Here is a 21,616-nt window from a genome sequence, read left to right on the forward strand (position 1 = left end):
ATGAGATAAAGGCATGATGCAGATGCCAATTAAGAGGAGCCAGGGGGAAGGCCAGACATGACCAGAACAGATTACCCAGTAGAATTGGCTGAACCACTGCTTTCACTGCGCAAGGCAATGGAGCAAACAGGAGACCATACTGCTGTACATGCTTTAACAGATCTGATGAGCAAGGCAGAGATGAAGCAATTGACGATCGCGTTTTGTGGACACTTCTCTGCAGGAAAATCAAGTTTGATCAATAGTTTATGTGGTAAGCGGGTGCTACCATCAAGCCCTGTTCCGACAAGTGCCAATGTGGTGTCCATTCGTAATGGCGCGCCTCGAGCGCTGATTTATACGGCGACTAACGAAAGCGCTGACAATCAGGGAGGACTGGCAGATCCGCTTGAGGTATCTCCTGAACAATTGGAAGAGTACTGCAAGAATGGTGGTGCGTATCGTTCCATTGAAGTGTGGGATGATATCCCTTTACTGGCGGATGAAGCTGTGCTTCTGGATACACCAGGTGTGGACTCGACTGACCGGGGACATGGTTTGGCAACACATTCGGCGCTTCACCTTGCTGATGTAGTGTTTTATGTGATGGATTATAACCATGTTCAGTCTGAGAGCAATTTGTCTTTCGCCAAAAGCTTGTCGGATTGGGGGAAGCCGTTGTTTCTCATTGTGAATCAGATTGATAAGCATAGGGAACGGGAGCTAGCGTTTGACGAGTATGTGAAAGGCGTAGAGGCGATTTTTGACGCGTGGGAAGTCAGGTATGATGGGCTCTTGTTCACTTCGCTTCGTGATAAGGATCATCGTTATAACCAATGGAATGTGCTCCCTGATTTGATTCAACACATGTTGAAAAAGAAGGAGGCACTAATTCGTCATAGTCTTGCAAGTTCAGCGAGGCATATTACCGAGCAGCACTTAATCAGACAGGCTGAACAGCGTGAGGACGAAGAGGCAGCTCTGCTGGAGGAAATCGGAGGACAGGAAGGTATTGAACGGCTTGAACAAGAGCTGGATAAGTTAAAGGCTGATGAAGACGAGATTCGTGCAAAGCCTTCACGGGAGCGTGAGAAGTTCCGGGGGGAGCTCGAGTCCCTGTTAGCGAATGCAAACCTTACTCCCGCAGATATACGTACCTCGGCGGCAGCCTATCTTGAGAGCCGGAAACCTGGGTTTCGGGTAGGATTGCTCTTCACAGGTGGGAAGACCGAGCAGGAAAAGCAGCGCCGTGCTGCTGAGCTCGTTAAAATGCTGCAGGATCAAACTTCGGGTCAAGTGGAAGTGCATATTCGCACTATGCTTCGCAAGCTGGGAGAAGCACATCAGCTGTGGAGTCCGGATTGGGAACAGGCATTGAATGCCGAACTGCCTGTTCTGGATGAAGCACTATTGGAGATGAAACGGAGCGCTGGCGCAGAGGTATCTCCCGAGTATGTGCTTCAATTCAGTAAGGAGGTGCGGGGCGAGATCGAGGCACGCTACCGTAGGTCGGCCATGATGCTGGCCGATCGGATGCTTGAGGTGCTGGGCGCGCAGGGCGAAGCCGCGCTTCAGGCGCTGGACGCCAGCCGCGCAGCGGTGCTGGCGCAATCCGCGGCGGCGGCGCGCTATACAGCGCTGCAGCGAACCGCCGCCGCGGAGGCAGCAGGGCTTCGCAGCCTGCTGCCTCCTGCGGGCCCTCTCACCTCCGGGCTGTTGCCGGAGGTGCAGGGCCCGCATGTGCCCGCGCAAGAGCCGAGCGAAGCTCACGGCTCTGACCCGGGCACATCCACGTCTGTGGCTGCGCAGCCACAGACGGAAGCGCCGCCGCGCAAAGCTGCGGCGCTTATGCAGCCGGCGGCTGGCGCACAGCGCCGCCGGCGCCTAGATGCAGCTGCGGCACGGCTGGAAGCAGCAGCTGCACTGGTAGAGCCGTACCCCGCCATGGGGTCGGCGGTACGCGATTTGCGTGCACGCGCGGCTTCGCTTGCGGGCGGCACGTTTACCCTGGCGCTGTTCGGAGCCTTCAGCGCGGGCAAATCCTCGTTCGCCAACGCGTTGCTGGGCGAAGCTGTACTCCCCGTATCGCCGCATCCAACGACAGCGGCGATTAACCGGATCATGGCTCCAGCGGGAGGCGCGGAGCATGGAACGGCCCGGGTCCGTATGAAGACCCTGGCCGCGTTTCAGGAAGATCTGGCCTATTCCTTCCGTCTGCTCGGATTGGGCGAACCGGGAGCGGATTGGCAGAAACGGGTGCAATCCTTATCGCCACAAGATGTACATCCCGCAGGACGGCCGCACTATAGCTTCCTGCAGGCGGCAGCTGCAGGCTGGGATGACACGATGGATCAGCTTGGTCAAGATGTTCAGGTGGACCTGAATGGGTACCGGAATTTTGTGGCCAATGAACGAAAATCCTGCTTTGTCGACAGCATTGATCTGTACTACAGCTGTGACATTACGGAACAAGGCATTGTGCTGGTGGATACGCCTGGGGCCGATTCGGTGAATGCCCGTCATACGGGGGTAACATTCAATTATATGAAGAATGCGGATGCGCTTATCTTTGTAACCTATTACAACCATGCCTTCTCCCAGGGAGATCGACAGTTTCTCAACCAACTGGGACGGGTGAAAGACAGCTCGGCCATGGACCAGATGTTCTTTGTGGTGAATGCCAGTGACTTATCGTCATCCGAAGATGAACTTGAACAGGTACTGGAGCATGTCAGTACTCAGCTTCGAACCAATGGGATTCGGGCCCCACGGTTATTTCCGGTTTCCAGCCTGCTGGCCATGGAAGGCAAGAGCACGGGAGATACGGTAATGCTTGAGCAATCGGGTTTCATCCGTTTTGAGGAAGAGTTTAATCGGTTCGCTGGCACAGAACTTGCTGACCTTGCTGTTGGAGGTGCTGCCGAAGAACTGTCGAGGGTTATTCAGCGGTTAGATCAGCGTGCAAGAGATGCGGTTCAGGGTGAAGAAGTGCTGCAGCAGCGCAGGCAGGAACTGCATGCCGTCATGGATCAGTCCCTCGTACGAATCCGAACCCTTGCCGAGCGATCCATGAGAGAAGAGCTTGCACAGGAGACGACTGAATTACTCTTTCATGTCAGACAGCGGCTGGGTTATCGATTGGGGCTGTTTATGGCAGAAGCGTTCCATCCCTCTGTTTTGCGGGAAGACCGTGGTAATCTAAAAGGTGCATTTGCAGCATGCGGGCGAGAATTGCTGCGTATGATCGCTGTAGAGCTGGAACAGGAATTGCTTGCGACGACACTCCGACTGGAGCAGGCAGGGAAGAGTTGGTTACTGAGGCAGATCGATGATTGCGTTCAGGAGCTTAAACAACGATCTGGGGGAATGGATCTTTCGCTTGCTTTTAATGAAAACTGGAGCACACCTGTGCTGGAGGAAATCCGGCTGGAGGAACCGACAGGATGGAAATCGTATCTCAGTTACTTCCGCAACCCCAAGCAATTCTTTGAAGGTGATGGAAGACAGCGACTCCAGGAAGCGCTGGATCCAGTCATTAAACAAATGGTGGCTGGTGCCCTTCCTGCTGCACAGGAAAAACTGGTTCAGTTCTATGATGCCCAGCTGCATCAGTCGCTGCAGCATCAAGCCAGCCAGTTGGAAGATCGACTGAAAGAAGCTGTTGCTGCATTGAATGAGACCATGACAAGTGGCGTTCCAGCAGAGGAATGGCACAGTCTTTCAGCCCAAGTGCAGCAATTCGTACACGAATAAGTATACACGCAAAGTGTATGCATATGTATCTGCAAAAAGGCTCCTGACCGACCAGGTCATACAGGGAGCCTTTTTTTGTCCGAACAACCTGAAACAAAGAGAATATTCAAACATTTGATTGATAGGTGGTCTTTTATTCCTGTTAATGACGCATTAAGGAGAAAGTAGCCTGAATATGGTCAGTTATTCGCTTTGCCGCGAATGGGGGACGGTGATAAACTTCATAAATGTTCATACTGTTTTTGAACGAGACAAGAGGAGGAGAAACATGGATGTTCTCAGGCAACTGCAAACCTTTTTTTGGGAAAAGCGCAAGTATTTATTTGTATCAATCTTGTTCCTCGCCATAGCGACCGCGCTCGGGCTGGTGTATCCGAATTTGCTCAGGATACTGATTGATGACGTAATTATACCGCGCAATTTTGAAGACGTTCCCATACTTGCTTTGACCGTGTTAGGTGTTGTCATTTTGAAAGCGGGAATGCAGTTTTTACACGGGTTTTATGGAGGACGCCTTGGTAACTTTCTGGCGTACCGACTACGTAACGCATGTTACGAAAAGCTTCAATTTTTATCCTTCCGGTATTATGATACGGCCAAGACGGGTGATCTGATGTCCCGCCTCACGGGAGACCTGGAAGCCATCCGCAACTTTATCGGATTTGGCTTTGCACAGATTCTCAACATGGTTTTGATGGTCGTATTCGGCGCAATCATGATGATGACGATGAGTTGGCAGCTTACCTTGCTGACGCTCATATGTATTCCTCTGCTTGCCTTTGTTGCGCTAAGATTTGAATCCCAGATCCACCCTGCATTCCAGGAGATGCGACTGGCGCTCAGTTCATTGACGACAGCCGTACAGGAAAATATTACTGGAGTGCGTACCGTAAAATCTTTTGCACGTGAGCCTTACGAAGTGGAGAAGTTTTCCACACGCAACGAGCGTTACAAAACAAATCAGATTCATGCTGCAACATTGTGGAGTCGCTATTTTCCCATCATGGAGATTCTTGCTTCTGTAAGCGTTGTACTGCTTCTCATCATTGGCGGAAGAATGGTCATCAATCAGACATTGTCACTTGGTGAACTCGTTGCCTTTTTCAGTTTGATCTGGTACATAATCGGACCTATGTGGAACCTTGGTTTCCATATCAACAACTATACGCAATCCAAAGCTTCGGGTGAACGGGTGCTTGAACTGTTGAATACACCGGTGGACGTGCAGGAGACAGAAGATCCAATCATTGTTGAGGCTGATCAGGTTAAGGGGCATGTAACGTTTGATTCCGTAACCTTTGCGTATGGCAATAAAATGGCGGCAGTGACCGATATCAATTTTGATGCACCTCCGGGCTCGGTTATCGGTTTCCTGGGAGGCACAGGTTCGGGTAAGTCCACCATTATTCAGCTCTTGATGCGTGCGTATAACGTCAATTCGGGAACCATCAAATTGGATGGCAAAAATATTAAGGACATGGGGATACGCAGCTTGCGGAGCCAGATCGCTTCCGTATTTCAGGAAACGTTCCTGTTCTCCTCCAGCATACGCAACAATATCTCGTATGGTCTCAAAAACGTAAGCATGGATGACATTATTCGGGCAGCGAAGCTGGCCAAAGCACATGATTTCATTATGGAGTTTCCGGACGGATATGACACAGTTGTTGGTGAACGAGGCATGGGTCTCTCCGGTGGTCAGAAACAACGGATTGCCATTGCAAGAGCTCTGCTCAAAAATCCAAAAATTCTGGTACTTGATGATGCGACCAGTGCAGTGGATATGGAGACCGAGCATGAAATCCAATCCGGCTTCCAGGAGGTCATGCGAGGAAGAACGACATTTATCATTGCACACCGGATTTCCTCACTGCGACATGCAGATGAAATACTGGTACTGGATGAAGGACGTGTCGTTCAGCGCGGTACACACAAACGTCTTATTGAAGAACCTGGACCATATCAGGATGTTTACAAAATTCAATACGCAGACTACATCGCCCGCGGCAAGCGGGAGGCTGGGGAGCAGGTGAACTCATGAGTGCCGAAACGGTAGCAGACAGGCGCGAGGTCAAAGGGACCTCTGAGAAGAATATAAATGAACGATTCGTCTATCAGGATGATGAGATCATTGAAAAACCGTTTAACTGGAAAGAATTTGGACGTTTGTTCGGCTATATGAAACCTTACGCAAGGCAGCTCCTACCGCTGATCATATTAATGATGATTTTGGGTACGATCACGAAATTGTCAGTTCCTTTTTTGATCAGTTTGGCGATTGACAGAGCCATAGCGCCGGAGACCGGCCTGCCAAGCATGACCCTGTTATATATCATTGGGGGTTCGGTACTCCTGCTCTATCTCATTCAATGGGCCGCCAATACGTACCGAATCAAATTAACCAACATTATAGGACAGCGGGTCATTTATGACCTTCGCTCGGATCTGTTCAAACATATTCAAAAGCTGTCCTTTAACTTTTTTGACAAAAGACCGGCGGGGTCCGTACTCGTTCGTGTCACGAATGATATCAACTCATTGCAGGATTTGTTCACCAATGGTGCGGTCAACGTCATGATCGACTGCGTGCAGTTATTGGGGATTATCGTCATATTGATGCTCATCAACTGGAAACTCGGTCTGGCCGTTATTATTACGGTACCGATCATGTTTATCATCTCCACCAAGCTGCGGGTACTGATCCGCCGTGCCTGGCAGGATGTACGCATGAAGAACTCACGCATCAACTCCCACTTGAATGAATCCATTCAGGGGATCCGCGTGACTCAGGCGTATACACAGGAAAAAGAAAACATGAAATACTTTGACAACATGAACCTGTCCAGCAAAAAATCATGGGACAAAGCATCGGCAATGAACCAGGGCTTTGGACCGCTCATTGAGATTACCGGCGGTTTTGGTACATTGATCCTGTTCTGGTTTGGTGCTTATCTGATTCAAGATGGTCAGTTAACTGTTGGTTTGCTTGTAGCCTTCGCCAACTATGTCGGTAACTTCTGGGATCCGATCAACCGTCTGGGCCAGATGTACAATCAACTGCTGGTAGCTATGGCTTCCTCCGAACGCATTTTCGAATTCATGGATGAGGAACCAAGCATTGCGAACAAACCGGGTGCGAAGCCGATTCCTTCTATTAAAGGCGATATCGTTTTTGACAATGTCGTATTTGAATACGAGAAGGGCAGACAGGCGCTTAAAGGAATCAGCTTTACGGCAGCAGCAGGCGAGTCCATTGCACTGGTTGGTCACACCGGCTCAGGAAAAAGTACAATTATCAACCTGATTAGCCGCTTCTATGATATTACCGGAGGAAGACTGATGATCGACGGCCGTGATATACAGGATATTACGGTTGAGAGTCTGCGCAGTCAGGTAAGCATTGTCTTGCAGGATACCTTTATCTTCTCCGGAACGATTCGTGACAATATTCGATTTGGCAGACTGGATGCAACCAATGAAGAAGTGGAGGAGGCTGCGAAGGCAGTCAACGCCCACGAATTTATTATGAAGTTGCCCGGTGGATATGATACGGAGGTTGAAGAAAGAGGAAACGTACTGTCCATGGGACAACGACAGCTGTTGTCCTTCGCCCGTGCCTTGCTCGCGGATCCACGGATTCTTATTCTGGATGAAGCAACAGCAAGCATTGATACCGAGACAGAGCTCAAAATTCAGGAAGCATTGAAAGTGCTGCTTAAAGGAAGAACTTCTTTCATGGTAGCTCATCGACTCTCGACGATTCGGAATGCAGATAACATTATTGTGCTCGATCACGGTGAAATCAAGGAAGAAGGAAACCATGAGCAACTTATCCAGAAACAAGGAGTTTATAATGGATTAATAGAAGCTCAATACAGATTTTTGTAAAAAATGATCGAAAAAACACAAAAAATCTTGTAAAATTCACAAGAAAAATAGGGAGCACCCTTGCAATCTTTAACCAAAACCCCGAAAATAGAGAGACAGATATAGAAGATTTCTCTTTGGGAGGATTGGAAAGAACATGTGGGGTGCTCCTTTTACGGCTCAAGCCAAAAAAATGCTACTGCTGGGTAGCGGAGAATTGGGAAAAGAGGTCGTTATTGAGGCCCATCGACTGGGAGTTGAAACGATTGCTGTTGATCGTTATGACAATGCACCTGCCATGCAGGTAGCACACCGGTCTTACTGCATCGACATGTTAGATGCCGAAGCTTTGAAACAATTGATCCGCAAGGAAAAACCTCATTACATCGTACCGGAGATCGAAGCGATTGCGACAGAAGCCTTGTTGGAGCTTGAAGAAGAGGGATTTTGTGTTGTGCCGACGGCACGAGCTGCCCGTTTAACCATGGATCGCGAAGGCATCCGGCGTTTGGCGGCAGAACAATTGAAACTTCCGACAGCAGCCTATCTTTTCGCGAACAACTTGGAAGAGCTTCAAGAAGCCGTTCGTGAACTGGGTACACCTTGTGTGATCAAACCCTTGATGAGTTCTTCCGGTAAAGGGCAGAGTGTATGCCGCACGCCGGATGACGTAGAGAATTGCTGGGATATCGCTCTGTCTGGAGCGCGTGGCAAATCTGTACGTGTCATCGTGGAGAGCTTTGTGAAGTTTGAGAGTGAAATAACGCTGCTCACTGTAAGATCCGTATCAGGAACTGTATTTTGTCCTCCGATTGGTCACATTCAGAAGGATGGGGATTATGTCGAATCATGGCAGCCGCATGCAATGACTCCACAGCAATGGGAGCAAGCTTGTCATATTGCCAAGTCTGTGACCGATGAGCTAGGTGGTTATGGGCTGTTCGGTGTCGAACTATTCTTGACTTCGGACGGAGTTGTGTTCAGCGAGGTATCACCTCGTCCGCATGATACAGGTATGGTTACCATGGTAACGCAGGATAGCTCCGAGTTTGCGCTGCATGTGCGTGCAATTCTGGGTTTCCCTGTGACAGATGTACATCTGCTTACACCTGGAGCTTCAGCTACGCTGAAAGCAAATCATGAAACATCCGACTTTACTATAGGCGGGATTGAAGAAGCACTGGCTCTTCCACGTACGCAGGTTCGTGTATTTGGCAAACCTGAGGTCAAAGTGGGACGCCGGATGGCTGTGGCACTTAGTGCTGGCCACGATGTGGAAGAAGCTCGAAAAACGGCGGTTCAAGCCGCAAATATGCTGAAAGTGGAGGTAAATCATGTCCAATAATGCCCAGGCCCCTGTACTGATGATCCGAGAGTGTGAACTGCGAGATGCTGAAGCGGTAACGGGACTGATGCGAGAGGTCAGCTATCCGACAACAGCCAATGTTATGAAAGAGCGCATTGAAGGTTTGGAAAGTAATCCAAACGCGTGCATGCTTGTTGCCGAAGTGGATGAACAAATTATTGGTATGATCGGCTTGCAATGTGTGCAAAGTCATGCCTATCCAGAACCTGCCGCTCAAATTACGTCCTTGATTGTAGGGCAAGAGTACCGTGGAGGCGGCATTGGCCGTCGTCTTATGGCTCGAGCTGAGGACTGGGGCAGACAGCAAGGTGGGAAACAATTGTTTGTCACCGGTGCGAATCGTGAAGTTGCTTCATCAACGTATTCTTTCTATGAGCATATTGGCTTTCAAAAGAGAGGATATCGTTTTAGTAAAGTCCTTCTATAGAAAAGATTCTTCAAAACAAGGTACCTATTCCTCAACCAGATCGTTGAAGTACAGGTAACTGGAGACATTCGGACAAGATCTATTGATCCCGGATGTCTTTTTTTTGGTTAAATAAGGACGCCCCTCAAAGTATGGTTTTCCTATATGATAGTGTAGTAGGCATTGCACATGAAAAAACCTATTAAGCCTTATTCAACATATACAGGCGACGAGGTTAACAGGTATTTGGTACGCTTCACAGCTATAATTCAAATACTGCTGCACCTACGGATACATGATCATGCCTTAAAACATGACTTAAACATTTAAACCTGTTTGATGATTTTGAAACACAAATGAAGATTACAAAAAAGTAACTTTTCCATAATTTATAGGTTCACATCACTCGTATGAATTGGTATACTGCTAGAGTAGTCATTACAAAGTTGTAACTAATTAAATTTCGAGGAGATGAATGAATTTGAAAAAGAACTTGTTGAAAACCGTCGTCGCTGGAAGTCTGACAGCTGTACTGGCCGTAGGAATTATGCTCCCTGCTTCTGCTTCCGCGGCAGAGGTGTCCACATATAAAGCTACAATTAAACTCACGGATGCAACTAGTCTGAAAACATTGCTTGAAAAGTGGATGAAGGATAACGGAATTACGGTATCGAATGGTCAGGTAGTTAAACAACCAGCAGCACAGCCAGAAACAACGAAGCCAGAAACAACGAAGCCAGAAGCTGCGAAACCAGAAACAACAACAAAACCGTCTCAACCAACGCAAGAAGAGAAACCGGCTGCTACGCCATCGAAAAAGCCCGAGAACAGCGGCAATACTGGTAATGCGAACAACACTGGTAACACAGGTAATAACACAAGCAACAGTGGTAATGAGTCAACTCAATCTGATTTCGCAGCACAGGTAGTAAAACTTGTGAATGCTGAGCGTGCTAAAGCAGGTCTGAACGCACTGGCATCCGATGCACTTCTTGATAAAGTTGCTCTAGCCAAAGCAAAAGATATGAGCAACAACAACTATTTTGATCACCAATCACCAACGTATGGTTCTCCTTTTGATATGATGAAACAATTTGGAGTAACTTACAGCTATGCTGGTGAGAACATCGCCAAAGGTCAAAAAACGCCTCAGGAAGTAGTTACTGCGTGGATGAACAGTGAAGGACACCGTGCGAATATCCTGAGCAAAAACTTCACTCAAATCGGTGTTGGATACTACAACGGTTACTGGGCTCAAGAGTTTATCGGCAAATAAGTCATTCGAATGAATAACTTTCAGATTTAAATCGAAAAAAGGTTATGTCAGCACAGCGAAATCTGTGTGAGGCATAGCCTTTTTCCGTTTACAAATTTTAAAAAAGAATAGAGCGGCAAAATTTGCAAATTAACGACAGAACATTTATGTTATTTAGAAAAAGCGTCATCTTAATGTAAAACCATTTTAAATTCTAAGCACCCAACCAGGTGTACATGAGCGGAGATGTGATAAATGAAAAGAAAAACCCTTGATTCAGCGCCATGGATCTGGAGAACAATCAGTACGGTGTCCGTCTTGGCAACGCTTCTGCTATTATTCGGTTTTGGTTATGCCATAAAAGATGTCATCTTTCCTGAGGGCGATCCACAATTAGGGACGGGGCAGTCTGCAAACACTCCGGCCGATGAGGCCAGCAAACCTGCAGCTCCAGTTGAAGATGGTAAAATTCGAATGGCCGTTATTGGTGATTCTCTGGCTAGAGGCACGGGGGATGACGAAGGACTGGGCTTTGTAAGGCGTGCAGGTAATATTTTGAAAGAGCAGGGACATGATGTTCAGGTTCTGAACAATCTGGGAGTTAATGGCCTGAGAACGGATGCATTACTAAGTAAACTGGATGAACAAGGTGTACGGTATGTACTCCAGCAATCCAACTTTATTTTATTGTCCATTGGAGCTAACGATCTCTTTCAGGGTGGTCAGGTATTGCAGGGTGAAGATCCGCCAACCGCCGAAAAACTGGCTGCAGCATTGCCTGAAACGTCCAAGCGTCTCCAGGAAATTTTGAAAAAAGTTAAGGAGATTAATCCGGACGCACAGATTGCGTACATAGGTTTATACAACCCGTTTGGGGATGTGAAGGAGCTGGAGGTTCCCGGCAATGCGGTTGTAGCTGCATGGAATGATGCTGCGCTCCAAATATTGAACCAAGAGGATAAGATGACGCTTGTACCAATCTTTGATCTGTTTGAAAATCATCTGGGCGAGTATCTCTCTTCCGATCACTTCCACCCCAATGGTGCAGGATACGAGGAGATTGCGGTTCGGATCGCGCAGGAATATCAGGCTGAAACACCGGCAGAAGGGAGCACGAACTAATGGCAGAGCCACAGAGCGATTATGTCCTGTCTGTGCAGCATCTTAAGAAAAAGATAGGACGCAAATGGATTATCAAAGATGTAACCTTTGAAGTGAAGCCCGGAGAAATTTTTGGTTTTCTCGGCCCGAACGGAGCGGGGAAAACAACAACCATTCGGATGCTCGTTGATCTGATCAAACCGACAGAAGGTAAAATTAAAGTCTGTGGTTACGATGTGAATCGCGATCCTGAGCGTGCTCTGCAATATGTCGGTTCCATCGTGGAAAATCCGGAGGTGTATACCTACCTGACAGGCTGGGAGAACCTGGAGCACTTTGCCCGGATGCAGCCTGGCGTTGATCATGCCCGTATCCAGGAAGTGGTAGACATTGTTCGTCTGGATCAGCGAATTCATGATAAAGTGAGAACGTATTCGTTAGGCATGCGTCAACGGTTGGGTATTGCCCAAGCCTTGCTTGGACGTCCGCGTCTGCTGATTCTGGATGAACCCACCAACGGACTTGATCCCAAAGGGATTAAGGAGCTTCGTGTGTTTATCAAACAACTTGCAAGCGAAGGTATGGCCGTATTTGTCAGCAGTCACCTGCTGAGTGAAATTCAGCTTCTGTGTGACAGGGTTGCGATTATTAGTGCAGGCCGCGTTCTTGCCGTTGGAGGCGTAGATGAATTAATTGAAGATCACTCCAAATTTGCCATTTGGCATGTTTCACCTCTGGAGGAGGGCAGAAGAATGCTGCTTGAAGCAGGGATTGCGTTAGTGGATCGCCCTGCTGAGGTGATGGATGATACCATTATCGCAGGGCTTGGACCCAATGCGGTTGTGGCTGAAATGCACGAGGATCGCATCGCGGGTCTTGTGAATCAGATGGTTCAGGCAGGAATTCAGGTTGAAGGTGTGCAGCGGGTTCAGCCAACACTGGAACAATTATTCTTAAAGATGACAGAAGGTGAATCCATTGAGTAATATCATGCCGCTCATCCGAAACGAAACGATCAAGATGGTGAAGAAAAAACGTCTTTATATTATATTTATTGTACTTGCGGTTCTGGTTCCGATGTTTACGTATGCCCAGATGAAATCTGCGGAAAATAACCGCGATAAGTTTGGTGGCGACTGGAGACTTGAACTTCAGCAGGCAATCACGGATAATCAAAATTCACTGGGCAGTGACCGGGTGCCTGAGGAATACAAAAAGTACCGCACGGTTTATATCCAGCAGATGCAATATTATCTGGAAAATGACGTGAATCCGGAGGAGCCCAATGGCGTAACTTTTACGCGGGAATTCATGAATAATGCAGTTGGCTTGTTTATTCCGCTGCTTATTATGGCCATTGCCTCGGATCTGGTGTCGGGTGAGCGCACAACAGGTACCATCAAGATGTTGCTGACTCGTCCGGTCAAACGCTGGAAGGTACTGTTCAGTAAACTGGTCACTCTTATTATGTTTGTGTCTATAATCGTCGTATCTGCGTATATTATCTGTTACGTTATATCAGGTGCAGTATTCGGATATAAAGGTTTCGGCATGCCGATCTTTACCGGATTCAAGGTTGTGGGTACCGATGTGGATCTGTCTGCCGTACACGCCGTGGATCAATGGCTGTATCTTCTCATGCAGGCAGGATTGATATGGTTTGTGAGCGTCATTGTGGCCATTCTGGCTTTCATGGTTTCCGTACTTGTACGCAGCACGGCAGCAAGTATTGTTATTATGATGGCTGCGCTTATTGCAGGAACTATTCTCACGAATATGGCTGCCTCTTGGCAGTCAGCCAAATACCTGTTCATGGTGAATCTGGAACTTCCGGATTATTTGTCCGGCGGATTGCCACCGATTGAAGGAATGAATTTGGGTTTTTCCCTTATTGTGCTTAGTGTTTGGGGCATTGCCTCACTCATTGTGTCATTCCTTGTCTTTACGAAACGGGATATCTTGAATTAAAATGGACAAGGATAAGAAAACATCTGTTTGCATTTTAGGTTTTTTTTCAGTTGCAAGTTAAGAAGGGGGAGCATGAATGGTCGAGCAAATCGATATGTCGGCAGGTTCGACAGGCGGAGGACAGGGGTCTTCAGGCTACGACGCGGACGACATTCAAGTACTTGAAGGACTGGTAGCGGTTCGGAAACGGCCCGGGATGTACATCGGCAGCACCAGTACTTCAGGTCTGCATCATTTGGTATGGGAAATTGTGGACAACGCTGTCGACGAGCATCTCGCCAAATTCTGCTCCAAAATCGATATCACGCTGCATAAGGACGGTTCTATTACGGTTCAGGATAACGGAAGGGGAATTCCAACAGGTATACATAAAACAGGGATTCCTACTCCCCAGGTCGTGTTTACGATTTTGCACGCAGGCGGAAAGTTCGGTGGATCAGGATATAAGAAATCAGGCGGACTGCACGGCGTAGGTGCTTCGGTTACGAATGCCTTGTCGGAGTGGCTTGAAGTCGAAATCTTCCGTGATGGCAAGATTCATCGTCAACGTTTTGAATATTGGCAGGACAAAAAGGGTATCGAACATGTCGGAGAGCCGGTAACGGGACTCGAAGTACTCGGAAATACCAATCGGACAGGGACTAAAGTAACGTTTAAACCCGATATACGTGTCTTCCAAAATGGCATTCAATTCAATTATGACACACTGGCAGAACGGCTTCAGGAAATTGCCTTTCTGAACTCGGGCCTGAAAATTGTTCTTAAAGACGAACGATCAGGCAATCAGGATGAGTACATGTATGAAGGCGGAGCAAGCCAGTTTGTTGCGTATTTGAACGAAAATAAAGACGTGCTGCATGATGTCATTCACTTCTATGCGGAGAAGGACGACATCGAGGTGGAAGTGGCCATCCAGTATAACGCAGGGTATACCGAAACGCTGGCTTCATTTGTTAACTCGATCCCAACAAGGGGCGGCGGTACACATGAGACCGGATTCAAGACGGCGTATACCCGTGTGATGAACGACTATGCAAGACGTACCAACATGATTAAGGAAAAGGATAAAAATCTGGAGGGTAATGACCTGCGCGAAGGCATGATGGCTGTCATCAGCGTAAAAATGTCTGAAGTCGAATTCGTTGGACAAACGAAAGATCAACTCGGTAGCGCTTCCGCTCGAAGTGCGGTCGATTCGGTCGTTTCGGAGAACATGCAGCGGTTTTTGGAAGAAAACCCGCAGGTGGCTCAGACATTGATTCGCAAAGCGGTTCAGGCCTCCAAGGCAAGAGAAGCTGCACGCAAGGCCCGTGACGAGATGCGTACAGGCAAAAAGCGCAGCGAAAGTTCCAACCTGAATGGCAAGCTGACTCCGGCACAATCTAAGGATTTTACCCGAAACGAGCTGTTTATTGTTGAAGGTGATTCGGCAGGAGGCTCTGCCAAACAGGGACGCGATTCGAAGATTCAGGCCATACTGCCTCTGAAGGGGAAACCGCTGAACCCGGAAAAATCAAAGCTGGCCGATATCCTCAAGAACGAGGAATATCGTGCGATAACGGCTGCGATCGGAGCGGGTATTGGGACTGAATTTGCCGTTGAAGACAGCAATTATTCCAAAATCATAATCATGACCGATGCGGATACGGATGGTGCACATATTCAGGTGCTGCTGCTGACTTTCTTTTACCGTTATATGAAACCTTTGATTGATGAAGGTAAAGTATTTATTGCACAGCCGCCATTGTATAAGCTCACCCGCAAGTCTGGCAAAATGGCAAGTGTTCGCTACGCTTGGACGGATGATGAGCTGGCGAATTACATGAAGGAGTTTGGAAACAACGTCGAACTTCAACGGTATAAAGGTCTGGGTGAGATGAATCCGGATCAGCTGTGGGAAACGACGATGAATCCGGAGACACGGACGCTGCTCAAGGTGGAGATTGTAGATGCTGCCAAAGCCGAGCGCCGTGTGTCAACACTTATGGGTGATAAGGTCGATCCGCGTAAACGCTGGATTGTAGAGAATGTCGACTTTACAGAGTACGAAGAATAGAAGGTGCTTGGAATGAGTCTATCAGAACAATTTTTGCCGGCCTTTCTCGAAGAGGTCGTTGGTGACCGGTTCGGTCGCTACTCCAAATATATTATTCAGGATCGGGCCATTCCCGATGTTCGGGATGGGTTAAAACCCGTACAGCGTCGTATTCTATACGCTATGTACGATTCCGGAAATACGCCTGAAAAGCCTTATCGCAAATCCGCAAAAACCGTCGGGGATGTGATGGGTAACTATCATCCCCATGGTGACTCATCCATCTATGATGGTATGGTGCGGATGGCACAACCTTGGAAAATGGGCCATGTGCTCGTAGACGGTCATGGTAACTGGGGATCACAGGATGATGACCCGGCTGCGGCGATGCGGTATACAGAGGCACGGTTGTCACCGATCGCGTTGGAGATGCTGCGAGATATCGAGAAACGGACCGTTCTGTTTAAGGACAATTTTGATAATACAGCCAAAGAGCCGGTTGTGCTGCCATCCCGTTATCCGAACCTTCTGGTCAATGGCGTAAGCGGAATTTCTTCCGGCTTTGCAACCGAGATACCAACGCATAACTTGCGTGAAGTCATTGATGCCTGCATCGCGGTCATGGAAAAACCTTCGATTGAGCTGGACGAAATCATGATGTTCATGAAAGGCCCGGATTTCCCTACAGGCGGATTAATCATGGGTGGCGAAGGTATTCTGGATGCTTATCGGACAGGCAAAGGAAGAATTTACATTCGCTCCAAAACGGATATCGAGAATATGCGTGGTGGCAAGCAGCAGATTGTCATTACCGAGATCCCATATCAGGTTGTTAAATCCAGGTTGGTTACTTCCATGGAGAATATTCGACTTGAGAAAAAAGTAGAAGGTATTGCCGAAGTTCGCGATGAGAGTGGACGTGACGGTCTGCGTATCGTGGTTGAATTGAAAAAAGAAGCGGATGCGCAAGGCATCCTGGCTTATTTACTGAAAAAAACCGATCTTCAGGTAACCTACAATTTCAACATGGTTGCCATCGTGAACAAGGCTCCTCAACAGCTTGGATTGAAATCCATCCTGGAAGCCTATATTGCCCATCAGCGCGAAGTTGTGACATTCCGGACCAAGTATGAGCTGGAGAAAGCGGAAGACCGTGCACACGTGCTGGAAGGTCTGGTCAAAGCGCTGAACATTCTTGACGAAGTCATCGCAGCAATCAAGGCATCCAAAAATCGTCAGGACGCACAAAATAATCTGATGTGGATGTTCGGATTCTCGGAGCGCCAGGCGGATTCCATCTTGACACTTCAACTGTATCGATTGACCAATCTGGAGATCACATCCCTCGAGAAGGAGCTTGGCGACCTGATGAAAAAGATCGCACAGTTACGCTCCATTCTGGATAGCGATCGCAAGCTAATTGGTGTTATCCGCAAAGAATTGATGGAGATCCGGGAGAAATACGGGATCGATCGTCGTTCGGCCATCCAGGGCGAAGTGGAAGAGCTTAAGGTTAATCTGGAAGTCCTCGTCAACGCGGAAGATGTATTTGTTACGTTATCCAAAGAGGGCTATGTGAAACGTACGGGAATGCAGTCCTTTACTCGTTCAGGCGGCGAACGCAACGGAAGCGGTGTAAAAGAAGGCGACTATATTTCACAGGTGCTTGAAGTCAATACCCTTGAAAACCTGCTCGTGTTTACGCAAAAAGGCCAGTACTTTTTGCTGCCTGTTCACCAGGTGCCGGAATTCAAGTGGAAAGACCCCGGAACAGCCATTGTCAATGTCATCCCGTTAGCCAAGGATGATCGTATCGCGAGTGTGCTCACAGTCAAGTCCTTCGAAGAAGAGGGTCACAGTCTCGTCTTCGTTACACGTAAGGGACAGGTGAAGCGTACCGAACTGAAAGAGTACGCCACCAAACGTTCCGGCGCTGTAGCTGCTTGCAAAGTGGGTAAGGACGATGAGGTATTATCAGTACATCTGAGCACAGGCGGCAAGGATATTATGCTGATAACCAAGGAAGCGATGGCGATCCGTTTCCGTGAGGATGAGGTCAATCCAATGGGACGTGTATCCGGAGGGGTTCGTGGTATTCAGTTAAAAGAGACAGATGAAGTCGTTTCTGCCCTATGGGTGGAAGGTGATGAGGGCGAGATTGCCGTGCTGTCCGACTTGGGCTATGGCAAACGTTCACTGCTCCTGGACTACGCATTGCAAAGTCGTGGAGGCAAAGGTATTGCCACATTCGAATTCAAAGAAGGCAAGCGTGTGAAACCGAACGGAAGCCGCATAGCCGGGGCTTTCTATTGCAGGGAACAGCGAAACGTAACGGTAATGACCAAAGAAGGGCAGGCGTATCCGATTTCTTCTGAAGGTGTACCGATTACGGAACGCAAACATATTGGCAAGCTGCTGGTTCATGTGGATAAACAGGATGAAATCGTGGAACTTCTCATGAATTTCGATGAAAATCAGTCAGCATCAACATCGTAAATGAGTAAAAAAGACTTTTTGCACAGCAGTTGACCCTGTCGTGCAAAGAGTCTTTTTTTGTTGTTCAAACTCGGATTAAAAGAGGCTGTCCATGCGAAGTTTAACAACCTTCGTCGATTACGGTCGATCGCTGGGAAATTGAAAAAATGCAGCAGGAATGCGGGTTTTTAGCGCGAAAAGTTAAGCTAGTGAAGTGAAAAACCGGGTTGCAGAGAGGAGCGATTCAAGATGTATAATTCCGATTTTGCCAAGTGCTGGTCAAGGCTCACCAAGGACTATAAGGTGCATATGGATCAGGAACTGGCCCCCTCTTTAACAGAGGCACAACTGGCTGTACTGGAGGTTCTTGAGGATCATCAGAAAATGAAGCCATCCGATCTGATTCCTTTTTTGGCTACAACACCTGCGGCGGTAACCATGCTGCTTGATCGTATGGAAAAAAACAATTTGATTCGTAGAGATCGGGATGATAACGATCGAAGAATCGTATGGGTATCCTTATCTGACAAGGGCCGAATGGAGACAGAACGTGGTGTTGCCATACGAAATGATTTCATGAATTCCGTACTCAGCAATATTTCAATGCATAACCAACAGTTGCTTGTCTATCTACTGGGTAAGATGACAGCACCCAAAACAAAAGAGCATGTGTTGTCTTCCACATCTTAATGAATGATGAGGGATAGATGATAATTCATGATTATATGATTTTAAGGTAATGGTATACCATAGCACTCTTGCTGATAAACGCAGGAGTACTATGGTATTTTATTTTGGCTAGAGTGAATAGATTTGTCTGCTTCATAAGACTCAGAATAATTTTTAAAAATTTATATGTAAAGAGTTGACTATGTCATTATTTTTGTTATAATAAATAATTGTTCCCCTGATATTTCGTGTGCGAAATATTATATTCCAAAAGTAAAAAGGGTGAATTAATGACTGACACGTATGAAGTATTCTACATTATCAATTCGTTCCGGCAAGTGAATCAAATGCTGTTTCGGGCATTCTGGAATGAAAACAAGCAGATCGAGTTAACTTCAATTCAATTTATGGTGTTATCCATTTTGAAGGAGCGTCCTTCTATCGGCATCAACGAAGTGGCTGAACTGTGCCATATGGGCAGCAGTTCCATGAGTGCTGTGGTTGAACGTCTGGTTAAGGGTGAGTATATCGTCCGGACACGTTCCCATTCTGATCGCCGATCCGTCATGCTGCAAATTACGGATAAGGGAGATAAGGCACAGCAGGAAACACACCAGTTGTGGATGGAGAGAGTATCTCCCATATTGGATATTCCAAAAGAAGATCTTGAGCACCTGCTAAGAATCCATACTCAAATGATTGAAAAGTTAGAAGGAAGAGAGATGAACAACCCATGAGTACTACCGCTGCAGCTCCATCCTCTGCGATGGACAACATTAAGAAGGGGCCGATTGTAGCCGCGCTGCTAATTGGTGCATTTGTAGCCTTCTTGAACCAAACCCTGATGAACGTTGCTCTTCCTAAAATCATGGAAGACCTCGGTATCGGGGCCAATACAGCCCAGTGGCTGACAACAGGATACATGCTCGTCAATGGCGTGCTGATTCCGGTCACGGCTTATCTCATTGCCAGATTCTCAACGCGTCAGATATTTATTACGGCAATGACGTTATTTACATTAGGAACGCTGGTCTGCGGAATCAGTCCGAATTTCTCCGTCCTGATGGTGGGTCGTGTAATTCAAGCGGCAGGCGCAGGTATTCTGATGCCTCTGATGACTGTCGTATTCCTGACCATTTTCCCGATCGAGAAACGCGGTCAGGCCATGGGTACCATGGGGATCGCCATGATCCTTGCTCCGGCGATCGGACCAACATTGTCCGGTTATGTCGTTGAACATTATTCTTGGAGACTGCTATTCTACATCATCTTGCCATTCTCCGTGATTGCAACAGCTATTGGTATAGCATTTGTCAAAAATGTAACTCGTCAATCCAAACCGAAACTCGATTATCCAGGCGTTGTTCTCTCCACACTTGGATTTGGTAGCTTGTTGTACGGCTTCAGTGATGCAGGTACAGATGGATGGGGAAGCGCCATTGTTATCAGCTGTCTGGTCGTAGGCGCCATATCGCTGATCCTGTTCGTTGTTCGTCAACTGACAACCGATCATCCGCTGCTGGAGTTCCGTATTTTCAAATACAACATGTACACATTAACTACCATTATTAATATGCTTGTAACAATGGCGATGTTTGCCGGCATGATTTTGCTTCCGATTTTCTTGCAAAATATTCGCGGCTTCTCACCAATTGAATCAGGTTTGCTTATGATGCCGGGTGCGATCCTAATGGGGATTATGTCTCCAATCACAGGTCGTATCTTTGACAAAGTTGGTGCTCGCTGGCTGTCTGTTGCAGGTCTTGCGATTACAGCAATTACGACATGGGGACTTAGTCGATTGTCGATTGATACAACGTATGGCTACATGATGTTTATCTATACTGCACGTATGTTCGGTATGTCGATGTTGATGATGCCGATTCAGACTGCCGGCTTGAACCAACTGCCACAGCGTCTGAATGCACACGGTACAGCAATGTCCAATACACTTCGTACAGTTGCGGGTGCGATCGGTACAGCCATTCTGGTTACGATCATGAGCAGTAAATTGAAATCCCACCTGGCAGATACCCTTGCCTTGGGACAGATTAATCCTGAAGATCAAGCTGCTATGCTCGGTGCTACGGCTGATGCAACCATCTACGGGGTAAACTATGCATTTACGGTAGCTACCTGGATGACCGTTGCCGCGATGCTTCTGGCGTTCTTTATCCGTAAAACGAAGCCGGCAATTGAACCGACACCGGTTGAACAGCAACAAAAAGTGAATGCAACAGCTTAAATAATACAGGTATCATCGTTTATTAATCATACGAACCACGCTTGTTTACTAAGCGACTGAATGAGATAGAGCCCCAGCAGATTGAACTGCTGGGGCTCTTTTTGTATTGTAGAAGGTGAATAAATAATTATTCCTGGTTATCCGATAAACCGTTAAGAAATACAGGACCTGGATCATAACCAAATTGCTTCAGGTTAATGGTTCCATTCAGCTGAAATTCAACACCTTCGCTGATGAGCTCAGTCTCCTGCATCATGCGGGAGTGTTCATCCGGAATGGCAATTTCTCCTTTGGCATTAACGACACGGTGCCAGGGAAGTCGCTCCTTTCGGCTCATGGAATGAAGAATGCGTACAACCTGTCTTGCAGCACGGGGGCTGCCCGCATGAGCGGCTATTTGGCCATAGGTCATAACTTTGCCTTCCGGTATGGATGCGATAATGGCTACGACTTGTTTAGTAAACGGTGTCATCTGAATGCAAACTTCCCTTCTTCGT

15 protein-coding genes are annotated in these 21,616 nt (G+C 47.6%); 14 read left to right on the plus strand and 1 reads right to left on the minus strand.

Features of this window, described 5'->3' with window-relative positions:
• Nucleotides 1-57: 57 nt before the first annotated feature.
• The 14 genes from MH144_RS25220 to MH144_RS25285 all read left to right on the plus strand — a co-directional run bounded on the left by MH144_RS25220 (nt 58) and on the right by MH144_RS25285 (nt 21,119).
• Nucleotides 58-3,732 (plus strand): dynamin family protein, encoded by a 3,675-nt coding sequence (locus MH144_RS25220; RefSeq protein ID WP_239305055.1) that lies wholly within the window; start codon nt 58-60, stop codon nt 3,730-3,732.
• A 268-nt stretch (nt 3,733-4,000) separates the two neighbouring features.
• Nucleotides 4,001-5,773: an ABC transporter ATP-binding protein gene (locus MH144_RS25225; protein ID WP_239305056.1), complete on the plus strand. Its 1,773-nt coding sequence runs from the start codon at nt 4,001-4,003 to the stop codon at nt 5,771-5,773.
• A complete protein-coding gene (locus tag MH144_RS25230) occupies nt 5,770-7,620 on the plus strand; it encodes an ABC transporter ATP-binding protein (RefSeq protein WP_239305057.1) in 1,851 nt (616 codons plus the stop codon). The genes MH144_RS25225 and MH144_RS25230 overlap by 4 nt, the downstream gene beginning before the upstream one ends.
• 136 nt (nt 7,621-7,756) lie before the next feature.
• On the plus strand, nt 7,757-8,944 hold the full coding sequence (purT, locus tag MH144_RS25235) for a formate-dependent phosphoribosylglycinamide formyltransferase (protein WP_239305058.1): 1,188 nt from the start codon (nt 7,757-7,759) through the stop codon (nt 8,942-8,944).
• Nucleotides 8,934-9,392, plus strand: coding sequence for a GNAT family N-acetyltransferase (locus MH144_RS25240; protein WP_239305059.1), 459 nt, complete (start codon nt 8,934-8,936; stop codon nt 9,390-9,392). The genes purT and MH144_RS25240 overlap by 11 nt, the downstream gene beginning before the upstream one ends.
• Nucleotides 9,393-9,852: 460 nt before the next feature.
• Nucleotides 9,853-10,647 carry a CAP domain-containing protein gene (locus MH144_RS25245; RefSeq protein ID WP_239305060.1) on the plus strand — a complete coding sequence of 265 codons (795 nt, stop codon included), beginning with the start codon at nt 9,853-9,855 and terminating at the stop codon, nt 10,645-10,647.
• A gap of 234 nt (nt 10,648-10,881) precedes the next feature.
• Complete coding sequence (locus MH144_RS25250) at nt 10,882-11,748, plus strand: GDSL-type esterase/lipase family protein (protein ID WP_239305061.1); 867 nt, start codon at nt 10,882-10,884, stop codon at nt 11,746-11,748.
• Nucleotides 11,748-12,713: an ABC transporter ATP-binding protein gene (locus tag MH144_RS25255; protein WP_239305062.1), complete on the plus strand. Its 966-nt coding sequence runs from the start codon at nt 11,748-11,750 to the stop codon at nt 12,711-12,713. Before MH144_RS25250 ends, MH144_RS25255 begins: the two co-directional genes overlap by 1 nt.
• Nucleotides 12,706-13,695 carry an ABC transporter permease gene (locus tag MH144_RS25260; protein WP_239305063.1) on the plus strand — a complete coding sequence of 330 codons (990 nt, stop codon included), beginning with the start codon at nt 12,706-12,708 and terminating at the stop codon, nt 13,693-13,695. Before MH144_RS25255 ends, MH144_RS25260 begins: the two co-directional genes overlap by 8 nt.
• Before the next feature lie 76 nt (nt 13,696-13,771).
• Entirely contained in the window at nt 13,772-15,751 is a 1,980-nt protein-coding gene (gene parE, locus MH144_RS25265; RefSeq protein ID WP_239305064.1) for a DNA topoisomerase IV subunit B, read from the plus strand.
• A 12-nt stretch (nt 15,752-15,763) separates the two neighbouring features.
• Complete coding sequence (gene gyrA / locus MH144_RS25270) at nt 15,764-18,226, plus strand: DNA gyrase subunit A (RefSeq protein WP_239305065.1); 2,463 nt, start codon at nt 15,764-15,766, stop codon at nt 18,224-18,226.
• Between the two features lie 228 nt (nt 18,227-18,454).
• Nucleotides 18,455-18,895, plus strand: coding sequence for a MarR family winged helix-turn-helix transcriptional regulator (locus MH144_RS25275; protein WP_239305066.1), 441 nt, complete (start codon nt 18,455-18,457; stop codon nt 18,893-18,895).
• Between the two features lie 269 nt (nt 18,896-19,164).
• Nucleotides 19,165-19,611 (plus strand): MarR family winged helix-turn-helix transcriptional regulator, encoded by a 447-nt coding sequence (locus MH144_RS25280; protein WP_239305067.1) that lies wholly within the window; start codon nt 19,165-19,167, stop codon nt 19,609-19,611.
• Nucleotides 19,608-21,119, plus strand: coding sequence for a DHA2 family efflux MFS transporter permease subunit (locus MH144_RS25285; protein WP_239305068.1), 1,512 nt, complete (start codon nt 19,608-19,610; stop codon nt 21,117-21,119). Before MH144_RS25280 ends, MH144_RS25285 begins: the two co-directional genes overlap by 4 nt.
• Before the next feature lie 127 nt (nt 21,120-21,246).
• On the opposite strand, the gene MH144_RS25290 is transcribed toward MH144_RS25285, so the two are convergent.
• Nucleotides 21,247-21,591, minus strand: coding sequence for an MGMT family protein (locus MH144_RS25290; RefSeq protein WP_239305069.1), 345 nt, complete (start codon nt 21,589-21,591; stop codon nt 21,247-21,249).
• Nucleotides 21,592-21,616 lie beyond the last annotated feature (25 nt).

The organism is Paenibacillus sp. ACRRY (genome assembly GCF_022346995.1).
In the GTDB taxonomy this organism is placed as follows: Bacteria; Bacillota; Bacilli; order Paenibacillales; family Paenibacillaceae; genus Paenibacillus.

Excerpts from the sequence above, each read along its gene's own strand:
- MH144_RS25250 (WP_239305061.1), top strand. The coding sequence starts at position 10,882 with ATGAAAAGAAAAACCCTTGATTCAGCGCCATGGATCTGGAGAACAATC.
- MH144_RS25240 (WP_239305059.1), top strand. The coding sequence starts at position 8,934 with ATGTCCAATAATGCCCAGGCCCCTGTACTGATGATCCGAGAGTGTGAA.
- MH144_RS25280 (WP_239305067.1), top strand. The coding sequence starts at position 19,165 with ATGACTGACACGTATGAAGTATTCTACATTATCAATTCGTTCCGGCAA.
- gyrA (WP_239305065.1), top strand. The coding sequence starts at position 15,764 with ATGAGTCTATCAGAACAATTTTTGCCGGCCTTTCTCGAAGAGGTCGTT.
- purT (WP_239305058.1), top strand. The coding sequence starts at position 7,757 with ATGTGGGGTGCTCCTTTTACGGCTCAAGCCAAAAAAATGCTACTGCTG.
- MH144_RS25290 (WP_239305069.1), bottom strand. The coding sequence starts at position 21,591 with ATGACACCGTTTACTAAACAAGTCGTAGCCATTATCGCATCCATACCG.
- MH144_RS25285 (WP_239305068.1), top strand. The coding sequence starts at position 19,608 with ATGAGTACTACCGCTGCAGCTCCATCCTCTGCGATGGACAACATTAAG.
- MH144_RS25230 (WP_239305057.1), top strand. The coding sequence starts at position 5,770 with ATGAGTGCCGAAACGGTAGCAGACAGGCGCGAGGTCAAAGGGACCTCT.
- MH144_RS25275 (WP_239305066.1), top strand. The coding sequence starts at position 18,455 with ATGTATAATTCCGATTTTGCCAAGTGCTGGTCAAGGCTCACCAAGGAC.
- MH144_RS25220 (WP_239305055.1), top strand. The coding sequence starts at position 58 with ATGACCAGAACAGATTACCCAGTAGAATTGGCTGAACCACTGCTTTCA.
- parE (WP_239305064.1), top strand. The coding sequence starts at position 13,772 with ATGGTCGAGCAAATCGATATGTCGGCAGGTTCGACAGGCGGAGGACAG.
- MH144_RS25225 (WP_239305056.1), top strand. The coding sequence starts at position 4,001 with ATGGATGTTCTCAGGCAACTGCAAACCTTTTTTTGGGAAAAGCGCAAG.
- MH144_RS25255 (WP_239305062.1), top strand. The coding sequence starts at position 11,748 with ATGGCAGAGCCACAGAGCGATTATGTCCTGTCTGTGCAGCATCTTAAG.